At 34.9% G+C, this 11,515-nt stretch carries 5 protein-coding genes and 1 pseudogene; all 6 read right to left on the bottom strand.

Annotated features, from left to right (window positions below):
• Window positions 1–768, bottom strand: a pseudogene (locus B0A58_RS04345) (S8 family peptidase); the annotation flags it as partial.
• 3 nt (window positions 769–771) lie between these two features.
• Window positions 772–1,782, bottom strand: coding sequence for an AAA family ATPase (locus tag B0A58_RS04340; RefSeq protein WP_089080021.1), 1,011 nt, complete (start codon window positions 1,780–1,782; stop codon window positions 772–774).
• A gap of 628 nt (window positions 1,783–2,410) precedes the next feature.
• Complete coding sequence (locus B0A58_RS04330) at window positions 2,411–5,257, bottom strand: alpha-amylase family glycosyl hydrolase (RefSeq protein WP_089080019.1); 2,847 nt, start codon at window positions 5,255–5,257, stop codon at window positions 2,411–2,413.
• Window positions 5,258–5,384: 127 nt separating this feature from the next.
• Complete coding sequence (locus tag B0A58_RS04325; RefSeq protein ID WP_089080018.1) at window positions 5,385–6,494, bottom strand: SusE domain-containing protein; 1,110 nt, start codon at window positions 6,492–6,494, stop codon at window positions 5,385–5,387.
• A gap of 19 nt (window positions 6,495–6,513) precedes the next feature.
• Window positions 6,514–8,088: a RagB/SusD family nutrient uptake outer membrane protein gene (locus B0A58_RS04320; protein ID WP_089080017.1), complete on the bottom strand. Its 1,575-nt coding sequence runs from the start codon at window positions 8,086–8,088 to the stop codon at window positions 6,514–6,516.
• Between the two features lie 97 nt (window positions 8,089–8,185).
• Window positions 8,186–11,245, bottom strand: coding sequence for a SusC/RagA family TonB-linked outer membrane protein (locus B0A58_RS04315; RefSeq protein WP_089080016.1), 3,060 nt, complete (start codon window positions 11,243–11,245; stop codon window positions 8,186–8,188).
• Between the last annotated feature and the right edge of the window lie 270 nt (window positions 11,246–11,515).

Here is an 11,515-nt window from a genome sequence, read left to right as displayed (position 1 = left end):
TCGGCAAGTTGGGTTAAATCCTTTTCCTGTAATTTCGATTTGACAACAAAAACTGTCTTCTAACTCTATGAAGCTAGACTTTACTTCGCCGTAACCTTTTATAAAATTATAAAAATCATCTTGACGCTCCAGTAAAAAATCACTTCTTTCAATTTCTTTTTCTCTATATCTCTTTAATCTTGCAATACCTCCTTTTTTATTTACATCAGGAATATTACCAAGTGGTTTATCAAATGCAATACCAACTTCTAAATTAAAAATCTGATTATCACTAATATTTCTCCAAATAGATAATAAATAATCTGAAAGAATATATTCTGGTTTCCAATTTTTACCTTTGATTATTTGCCAAAAATCAGCTATAAATCCTCCGCCTCTTTCATTGTTTATAAAATTTTTTATTTTCTCATTCAAAGAATTAAAACTGTCTAAAGATGCACCTATTATATAGCCATTATCTTCCTGAGATATAATTTCTATTCCAAAACTTTTTAAATCAAAATCAAATCCAATTAAACTTGGATTTATCTGAAAAAACACTGGTATAATAGAAGAATTTAATGGAGGGAGATTTTGATTTTGCCTCTCTAAAAGTTCCTTTTCCCAAGCAGTTTTTATTTCATTTGTGCTTTCAGATAGTAAATTATAATGAATTTGCTTATTTAATTTATTTTTTTCAGAAATTGGATTAGTCTTCCCATTTGTTTTTTTGGGATTAGGCTTTCCTACAACTTTTTGCTGGAATTTTAAATGGGGAAATCTATTCATAAATTATTTGTTAAAAGCCAAGTTTTCTTCTAATGCTTTGTCCAAATCATCAACAGAAATTTCTTTGTGTGAATTTATAATAGATTTTTTTGCTGCATCGTTTGCAATTTTAACAACTAGAGCGTAGGATAGACCTTGCATATCTTTCGCATAGTTTTTAAGTTGAATTTTACTATTAAGATTCAATGCAGAAAATGTTATTTTCAAGAGGTCGATAATTTCATTTTCGTTTGGTCTGGGTAATTCAATAATTTCATCAAATCTTCTAAACAATGCTTTATCTAAACTGCCTTCTAAATTTGTAGTTGCAATTAATATCCCTTGTCCGTTGTACTCTTCTAATAGTCCCAAAACAATATTAACAATACGGTGAATTTCTCCAACATCATTTGAATTTGAATTCCTTTGTTTACCAATAATGTCAAATTCATCTAAAAGAAGTACGCAAGGGTATTTTTCGAGGCTTTCAAACAACTTATTCAAATTTGATGCCGACTCTCCTAAATATGATGAAATTATAGTATCAAAACGTACTTTATAAAACGGCAAACCTAAATCCCAAGCAATTCTTTCGGCAGTCATACTTTTGCCACATCCCGAACTACCATAAAGAAGTATTTTTTGACGAGGTTTTAAGCCGTGATGAGCTAATCTTTCTCTTGCTATATATTCTTTTTCAATTCTTAATACTTTTTCTTCAACCGATGGGGCAAGTACCATATCGTGTCTTAAAAAATCACTTTCTATATGCGTTGCTAAAGGTAGCTTATATCTTCTGTCGGCAGGGATTGAAAAAACATCATCTCTGTTTCTTGTTAGCTTTAACGTTAGATTTTGTTGAGGTTCTATAATTTTTGCTAAATTACCCTCTAAAATTGTATCCAGTCTATCGGCTAATTTTGTATGTCCCTTTCTTCTTTCATCATCAATAATGGTATAAGCTATCCTTACCAAAGGCTCTTCTTTATTACCTTCAATAGATTTAAACAATCTTGTTAATAGCGTTTGATTCATTCTAAATATTAATTTAATTTAATACAAAAATAACAAATACTTATGAATTAAAATACTTTTTAATAATTAATTAATTTTATCCGTTGTGTAAAAACTTCATTGCTAACAAAAATTGTTGCAACATAGTTTGAAAATTGTTTTTTTTTAATAGCCTTAACCCAAGTTGCAGACTAATATGTAGAAAAAGTTAAAATTTGATTTTTTCCTAATTTTGAGTTGACATTTTTGTGTAGGGGCTACAGTGCTTTAAATTTATTTAATTTATAATGAGATTATTTGTTTGTAGTGCACAAATTTTAACATTTTATTAAGATTTACCTTTTATATTTATAAAAAAATTGAAAATCAGTTGGTTGTAAATTTGTAGTGCACAAATCGGAACTATATAAGATATAAAATATTGTTTATCAGTTATTTAACAAGCACGAGCTGCAACTTGGGTTAACAATGCTTTCAGCTCATCCGAACTATAATTCTTTACTTTTAAAGCTACTCTACTCATTTTTTTTTTTGCGCAAAGATACATATTATATTTGTAATTATATATTATAATTTTTATCAAACCTATATAAAAAAACCCCTTCCAAATATTATTTGAAAGGAGTTTCGCTAACAAAAAAAATAAAAACTATTCTTTGATTAATTTTAAGGTTTGATGGTTTTGGTTGTTGTCCCAAATTTTTACAAGATATATTCCTGCAGTCATGTCTTGAATGTTAAAAACAGATTGTGTGTTGAAAGGGCCTTCAAAATGCTTGATCAACTGCCCTGTTAAAGCATAAATATCCATTTTTGTGATGGCTTTATTGAGGCTAAATTGATTTTGTGTAGGGTTTGGCAAAAGGGCAACGTCTTGCAATAAAGAGTCATGAGTGCTAAGTGTGGCCGATTGGTTGCCAAAAATTCTAAATCCACCCGATTCAATATTGATGGCAGTGGCGGTATTGGTTACGTTTATAGTGGTGTTGTCCATCAAATTAACCCAAGTTCCGGTGTATGGAAAATCTGGGATAACATTTTGAGCTGCTACCGAAAAATTGGCCAAAATAACCACATTTTTCAATTGAGAGGAAGGCAATGCATCGTCAAAAACATATATTCGTTGTCTGATATTGTTGCCATCGGGACTGATGGTATAATTGCCATTAAAAACGGGATTCGTTTTTTTCAAATCAATCATTTTGGCCCAATCGGTATAAATTTTAGACCGTTGGGATACTGATGTCCAGTTGTTTGCCCATTGAGGTTGCGGTTTGGTACTCAATTTACAATCGCCCGAAGCAGTATCAGATTCGGTATTGACAGTGCCGTCTGTGCAAGTGTAAATGGAATTATTCATACCAAGTTCTGCAAAATGCCATATCATTTTGGGTCCTGGTATTAACAAGCTGGTGGCACCAATGGCAGACATTCTAAACAAAGCATTGTTCAAGTTGCCAAATACGGGGCTTGTACCATTTGCATTGCCATAATTTATAGCAGAATACATCAATCGTTCTTTGTCATGACTTTCTGGATAGCCCAAAAGTCTTTTGCCCGAAAATCCGTGAGCGTTGGCTCCCATACGGGAAATGTCGGCACCGGTAGAAACACCTTGAGCCAATTGAGTATAAGGATAAGTAAGCTCGCCCCACATCATGACTCCTTTGCTTGGGGTTTCATTTAGGCGGTAATTGGCCCATTGTTGTTCTTCGTTGTCTGCTCCTAAATGTTCAAAAATAACATAATGATTAGGGTCTAGCGACCAAGAATAATCAGCATAATTTTTTAAAATAGCCACACGGTCTTCACGGTAGCCATTGGTACAACTATCATCGCCAGCGGCACATTCTTGAGTAAAACCTTTGGTCAAATCCCATCTAAAGCCATCTATTTTGAACTCCTCAATCCAATGTTTGACTACTCTTTTTGTATAATATTGGGTTACAGTAGCGGCATGATTAAAATCACTCCCAACGCTGTAACTGTGTTTGGCATATTCATTAAAATAGGGATTGTCCGAGGCAGGATCGCCCCAGCCATCGCCATCGGCATCTTTCATCCACATGCGAACCATAGGATTTCGGCCAAAAGCATGATTGAGGGCCACATCTAAAATAACTGCAATGCCATTTTGATGACACAAATCGATAAACTCTTGCATTTTGGCTTTTGTACCATAAAATTTATCTAATGCTAAATGGTATGCTGTGTTGTAACCCCAACTTTCGTTGCCTTCAAATTCCATTATTGGCATAAGTTCGATGGCATTTATTTTTAAATTTTTAAAATAATCTATTTTATCTATCAGGCTTTGAATGTTTCGAGAGGCATCAAAATCACGAATCAAAACTTCATATACCACAAGATTGTCTTTGCTTGGTTTTACAAAATTGGTTGTGGCAGCACTCCAATTATAAGGTGTTTGTCCTGTTTTCAAAAAAGTAACTTCTCGTTCCTGTCCAGTAGGATAGGGGGGCATGTTTGGATATGTTGTTGCTGGTATCCCCGCATCGTCAAACGGAGACAATACCAAGGTTGAAAATGGATCGGCTGTTTTTACTAACGCTGGTGAGCCATTTGTAGGGGTTTGATCGGCAACCCAATATTGATAAGTGTAATTCTGACCAGAGGTTAAATTATTGATTTCTAACCAAAATTTGCCCGATGTAGGGTCTTTTATCATGGCATAATTGTTGTCTGGTTGCCAGTTGTTGAAACTCCCTGCAACATAAACAAAATCTTTGCCAGGAGCATTAAGTACTAAGGTCGCTTTGGTGGCATCTGTGTTATGGTAGTTGATGCCGTCTTCTAAACCTGTTGGTATCGCAGCGGTATTGGTAGTAGGTACTATCAATACACTAAATTTTTTGGTAAATGTTGTAGTGCCTTGAACTATTTCGAGTACATAATTTTTATTTGTAGTAATATTATTATCGTTATATGAAAAAGAACTGGTGCTTACAGGCGATTGACTTACACCATTTATTTTGAGTGTATAAGTTGCATTGCCATTAGTATTGGATGCTGCAATATTAAAATTCTGACCAGAGGTTAGCATTGTAGTACTATTTTCTGCGGGTTGCGACAAGCTCGTTTGAAATGCTCCTACATCTAGGGTCAAATCTGATGTTTGAGCATTGCCAGCCTCATTTCTAAAAACAATATTTATTTTTGTAATTGTTCCAGTTGTTACGCCATAAAAATTTTCGATGGTAGGAGATAAGACTAATTTGTAAATATTACCAGATACAAGTGTAAGGGCTGGTTGGCTATTGCTGCCCCATTGTCCTAATACGTTTTGCCAGCTATTGCCATTTAGTGTAACCCCTGTGTGAGCATATATAGTGCCTGTATAGGAAGCTAAATTGGTGCCTGTTTTGTCAAAAAGAAGGGTGGCCGAAGCGTTGGCATTTGGAATTGTGCCACCTTGCCAAGATACTTGAGCAGTGGCCTGTAGCCCTAAAATGAATAGTAAGAGGAAAATTTTTTTCATAAGTTTAAATTTTATTATGCCCTGTTTTGGGCATGTCCATTTTTTAGGAAAGCCATATTATTTACAAAAAAAATCAAAAAAAGGCTTTCCCAAAAAGAAAGCCTTTTCATGTATTGTAAAAAATAAACTATTGTAACGTTATGGTGTATTTGTAATCTCTTGGATTGCTTAAATCTAAAGTAATCAAATAGTTACCAGATGTTGCAGGGCCATCTAAATTGCTAGCAGCATTATATGTTAGATTTTCTCCAGCAAAATTATCGCCTGTTTGTCCTGCATCAAATTTACCTAAGTTAATATCCCAAGAATTATTAGCTCTAAATTTGAGTTGTTTTCCACCAACAAGAGCTACAGTAGCAGACCATTTTTTAGTTGTACTATTATAGGTTAAAGCAGAACTAGAATTCCATCCGCCAGGAGTTGCATCGCCAATAACCCCCCAAGTTGTAATTGGAGTTACAGAATATTGTAAGGCTCCAGCACCAGTAGCAGCAGTATTGGCTTTTACCAGATAGTATCCAGCTGTGGTATTACAGTTAGATTCATTTACTTCTTTTAATATTCCAGAAAAAGATCCGTCATCGCCCCAGTCTGTTGTACCCCAGTCAAAGGTTCCGTCTGGTTTTGGAGACAAAAATTTGAATTCTCCATTTAAATTCATGTAGCCTTCATAGTTTGTTTTTCCATATCCAGAAGATGCCATTAATGGTAGTGTTGAAGCATTTGTTGGTGCCCAACCTTGATGGTTGCCTGGTACACCAATTTTTGGTAATGCAGTAGAATATGGCGTAACTTTTAAAGTAATTACGTTTGAATATTGTGTAACAGCATTTGCAGTTGTTCCTAAAGTTGATTTAATCCTAACGTCAATACTTGCTTGTACATAAGGTGTAAAAACGTTTGGTGCTAAAAAACCATTAAGTTGCTCAACAGTGTATGCTAAGAAACGATTTGAAGTGGTTCCTCCTGAAATAATTGAAGCAAAGTTTGTACCTGTTTTGGCTATTTCAACGGTATATGTTGAAGCAGATTGAACACCATTATCGGCATAATCCCATACGAGAGTGGTAACGACAGCCGAAGCATTTGCTGGCGATAAAACAAAACTTGAACCAGAAGATGGTGCTAATAATTTTAATCCGCCATTTGCAGTTGCAACGGGTTCTGTGTCATTTGTACAAGCGCCTAAAAGCACCAACAATAAGGCAAAAAATGAGGTTTTAAATATATTTTTCATTGTTTATAAATTTTTAAAATTAATATCCAGGGTTTTGTGTTAGATTTGGATTTGCTGCAATAGCCGATTGAGGAATTGGGAATAAGTTATAATGTGTAGGAATAGCACTTCCTGCTGCTGTACCACCTTTCCAAGGCCAGATGTAAGCACTGCCACCAAATTTTCCAAATCGAATTAAATCACTGCGTCTGTGTCCTTCAAAATTCAATTCTCGTGCTCTTTCATCTAAAATAAAATTAAGTGTCAAATCACTTACACTATTGAATTGGGCTGTTGGAGCATTTGCACGGTCTCTAACTGCTTTTACGTAAGTAAATGCTTGGTTCATAGTGCCTCCTGTTGCTCCTCTCAACACGCACTCTGCATACATCAGATAAGCATCTGCCAAACGGAACAAAGGAAAGTCTGTGCCAGAAAAATCAGTATTGATAGAGGTGCCCACGGCATTAGAATTTCTAAATTTGATAGAAGGATACCCATCTGTCCAATTTTTGTAATCATTCATTTCATAGCTGTGTCCATTTGTCCAAAACAATTGTGCTCTAACATCGGTAGAAGCTGCCAAAGCACTTGCAGAAGCTCCAAATTTGCCATACCATGCTTTGGTTGCTCTATGGCCTCCCCAGCCTCCGTTGGCTCCATAAGTGGATAAATTCATGGTTTGAGAGTTCAAACTTCCATTAACCAAATAGGTAGTGTTGCCATAACTTTGACTGCTTATTGGATCTGCTATCAAGGCATAAATGATTTCGTTTTTTGCGGCAGTTACATGATTATCGCCAGAAAAAAGACTTACAAAACTAGGAGCCAATGTATAGCCTCCTTCGTCTATTACTTTTTTAGTATAAGTCAAAGCATCATTGTAACGTGCAGTACCTGTATATACTTCGGCATTCAAATACAATTTGGCTAACAACATTCTAACGCCCGCTTTGTTTACTCGTCCGTAAGTATTGGTAGTAGGTATTTTACTTTCAATATCTTTCAATTCCGATTCAACATAGTTAAACATTTCTGTTCGGGTTGATTGCTGTTTAGGCACTCCACTTCCCAAATCGGCTTCGGTTACCAATACTCCTTTTCCAAAGCAATCTATCATATAATAATAGGCCAATGATCGTAGAAAACGTAATTCGCTAATGTATTGTTCTTTATTGTCTATACTAACATTATTTAAAACGCTTATAGTATTGTTGCATAAAGGCACTGTATAATACACACGATTGTATAAATAACGGAAGAATTTGTTGTTAGAATCCCAGCTAGAAGTAGTTGTTAATTGATCCAATCCATTGTCGCCCCATCTGTTTTTCATATCATCTGCCGTAAAATCTTGTAGGTTGATAATCCCTCTCAAAAAAGGAGATTCTCCTGGATCGTCGCTAATGTCTGAACTACCAGGGCCATTTGGACCAGAAAGGGCAAAGGCTCCATAAGCCTTGGACAACAATCCTTGAATGGCATTTGGATCTTGTGCTAAAAGTTGCTCTAGCGTTAGTTCTACTTTTGGTTCTGTGTCCAAATCATTAGTACAACTTGATAATAATAATACGGCTAAACCGAATCTTATTATATTTAATTTAAAATTTTTCATATCTGTAAAATTTATTTATAAAGGCTTTTTTAGTCAATTCTTTGGGTTAAAAATAATTTTTTAAAACAATTGTTGTTTAAAGCCGTTTAAACTTTTATTAAAAATCCAAACTCAGTCCAAATGTATAAGTTCTTGGTCGTGGATAGAAATTGGTGTCAATTGCATTAAAATTTTCTGGATCTTGTCCTTTGTATTTTGTAACAATAAAAGCGTTATTAACCGCACCATAAACTCTTAAAGATGAGGATTTGATAAATTTAGCAAACTTGTATCCAAGTGCTATATTATCGCATCTTAAAAAAGTCGCATCTTGAAGCATGTAGTCAGAATAAGCCATGTTTTGATTCAAGTTATTTAATAACATATTGGCACTTCCGTTATAGAAATTCAATACGTTATTTAATGCTTGTGAGGTACCAATAGTAGCATGTTCGATAAATCCATTAGTAATTTGTCTGGTATCATAAGTTTGACCACCAATTTGTCCTCGGAAATTGGCCGATAAATCCCATTTTTTATAGTTGATGCTGGTGCCAAATCCAAATGTCCAATTAGGTCTCATGGCTTTATAATACCTGTCGTTGTTGTCTATTTGATGGTCGCCATTCAAGTCTGCATAAGCACCAATAATGGCTGCACCATTGGCATCATACAATTGTTGATATACCCAAGCAGAATGGGCTTGTTGCCCTGGAGCATTAAATGCAATATAAGCTCCTGTACCCGTTGGAATTCCACCATTTGGCGAATTGACTTGAGACACTCCGTTCAAATCTGTTACTTTGGTATAGTTATAAGCTACGTTTCCATTTATTCCAATGTTCAGTTGGTCTTGTTGTACCAATTTTATATTCAAATTCAATTCAAATCCTTTGCCTTCTGTCGATCCTACGTTGCCAATAAATTGGTCTGTAAGTCCTTGGCCTGGTGGCAAGGTATATTGCGATAATAAATCGGTGGTTTCTCTTTTATAAATATCAAAACTTCCCGATACGATTCCTTTTTTAAAAAACTCAAAATCAATTCCTGCGTTGTATGTTGTGGTTTTTTCCCATGTCAAATCGGCATTATAGGCTTTGGCACTATATAAATTGATTCCAGGTAAATACTGACTTGCCGATGTACCAACTACAAACAAGGGTCTTGATGGGAAATAACCCACAATGCCCGAAATGCTATTTTGTCCTGTTTTTCCCCAGCCCAAACGGATTTTTAAATCTTGTACAAATGATAAATCTTTCAAAAACGATTCTTCTTTTACTTTCCATGCAATACCTACTGCTGGAAAATAGCCCCAACGGTTTTCTTTCTTAAAATACGAGGTAGCATCTGCTCTCATGGTGGCTGTAAATAAATATTTGTTTAAAATATCTATATTTCCTCTTCCAAAAAAAGATTGTAAGTTGGTAGGACTAAAGTACCTGTTTGTAGGATTGGCCACATTATCCACATAAGACTCTCTTACCCCTGTTGTAGTATTATAGCGGTAAAGCTCCTTTGTACCATCAATTCTAAAATCTTGATAGGCATATCCAGCTTGTGCATCTACTTTTGTTACAAAACCATTTAATGCTTTTGTATAAGCAAAATAGGAATCCATAGATTTGTTTGTAACCGATTGGTTTTCAACATAATTTACGCCTGGATTAAATACATAATTGGTATTATGGTTGCTATTATTTTGATTAAATTGATAACTAGCTATGGCATTATTGGTATATTGTTCTACTATTTTAGATCTTGATGCGTCAATACCAAAATTAACAATTGCTCTTAATTCTGGCAAAAAGTGCATTTTATATTCCAATTCAGCATTGGCCAATATTCTAATCACTCTTTCTGGTCTGGTTCTTTGTTCTAACAAAGCTAGTGGATTTGACGAACCATCTAATCTATCATAATTTCCATTCAAAATGGTATTTTGATAATACCCACCAAATTTGTTCGAATAAGGATCCAAAACAGGTTTTGTAGGATCCATATTGATGGCTCCAGCTATGGCTCCACCTTCATCTACAGCGTTTTTGTCGGTCAAAGTTCCTTTTGCATTAATATCAACTTTCAAATGATCGTCCCACAATTTTGGCGTTAATTTGATAGAATAGTTAAATCGTTGATAATCAGATGTTTTAATCAAACCTTCAGTTCGGTTGTAACCAATAGAGGCTCTAAAAGGTATTTTTTTATACAAATTAGCTCTCGCACTAAAGTTGTGGTCCGTAGAAATCGAAGTTCTAAAAATTTGGTCTTGCCAATCGGTGTCATACAAAATTCTTTTGGTTGGATTGCTTGGATCCTGAATCCCTAACGAATTGACACGAGACGGAAAATACTCTCCAATAAATCTAGCATAATCTGCACCAGTCATTACATCTACTTTTTTGGTAACATTTCCTACAGAAATATTAGACGAATAGTTAAACTGTGCCGCTCCCGAACTTCCTTTTTTGGTGGTAATAATAATCACACCGTTCGATGCTCTAATACCATAAATAGCTGTTGCAGAAGCATCTTTCAATATCGAAAAACTTTCTATATCATTTGGATTGATTAACGATAATGGATTGCTAACCCCTGCAGGATTATCATTAGAAATAGCAACTCCATCAATGATAATCAATGGTTTGTTTTCTGCACTTAACGAAGCCCCACCTCTAATTCTAATATTAGGATCAGCATCTGGTGCTCCACCACTGTTTGTAATTCGAACCCCAGCAGCTTTACCCGCCAACAATTGATCTACAGATACAATAGCCCCTTTATTAAAATCTTTAGAAGTTACTAATGTTACAGAGCCCGTAGCATCTTTTTTCTTTACCGCTCCATAACCCGTTTGAACCACTACTTCTTTCAATTCATTGGCATCTTCTTCTAGCATTACCTGAAGACTTACCTGTGCCTCATAAGCTACAATCGTGTTTTTGTAGCCTATAAAAGAAAACACGATTTTGTCGCCTTTCTTTACATTTGGTAACTTAAAATTACCATCAAAATCTGTCGAAACTCCCTTGCTACTCCCTTGTACCACTACGTTTACACCAGGAATGGGTTGCTTCGACTTTTTATCCAAAACTGTTCCATTTAGCACATTTTGAGCCAAAACGCTAAACGGCAACAAGAGGGATAAAATTAACAACTTTCTAAAAATTGTTCTCATACATTTTGTTTAAGTTAATAATTGTGTTAATTTGCTTTTAATATTTACTTCGAGCCGTAAACTTAATATAAAAAATTGTTAAAAAAACAAAGCCTTTTTAAAACCACCACCGAAAACGTTTGCGTGTTGAAAAGTTTTATACATTCGCCATCAAAAAAAAATTTTCAACCCCAAAACACCCTTTAGATATACACATTGGCTTTTCAATACAATCTCAAACAAAATCCCTCTCTTCACATGCAACATCTTTTGGGCGTGCCCCTCCGTAAA

The organism is Flavobacterium branchiophilum NBRC 15030 = ATCC 35035, from assembly GCF_002217205.1.
Taxonomy (GTDB): domain Bacteria; phylum Bacteroidota; class Bacteroidia; order Flavobacteriales; family Flavobacteriaceae; genus Flavobacterium; species Flavobacterium branchiophilum.
This window is presented reverse-complemented; position numbering and strand designations above follow the sequence as displayed.

Excerpts from the sequence above, each read along its gene's own strand:
- B0A58_RS04340 (WP_089080021.1), bottom strand. The coding sequence starts at position 1,782 with ATGAATCAAACGCTATTAACAAGATTGTTTAAATCTATTGAAGGTAAT.
- B0A58_RS04330 (WP_089080019.1), bottom strand. The coding sequence starts at position 5,257 with ATGAAAAAAATTTTCCTCTTACTATTCATTTTAGGGCTACAGGCCACT.
- B0A58_RS04325 (WP_089080018.1), bottom strand. The coding sequence starts at position 6,494 with ATGAAAAATATATTTAAAACCTCATTTTTTGCCTTATTGTTGGTGCTT.
- B0A58_RS04320 (WP_089080017.1), bottom strand. The coding sequence starts at position 8,088 with ATGAAAAATTTTAAATTAAATATAATAAGATTCGGTTTAGCCGTATTA.
- B0A58_RS04315 (WP_089080016.1), bottom strand. The coding sequence starts at position 11,245 with ATGAGAACAATTTTTAGAAAGTTGTTAATTTTATCCCTCTTGTTGCCG.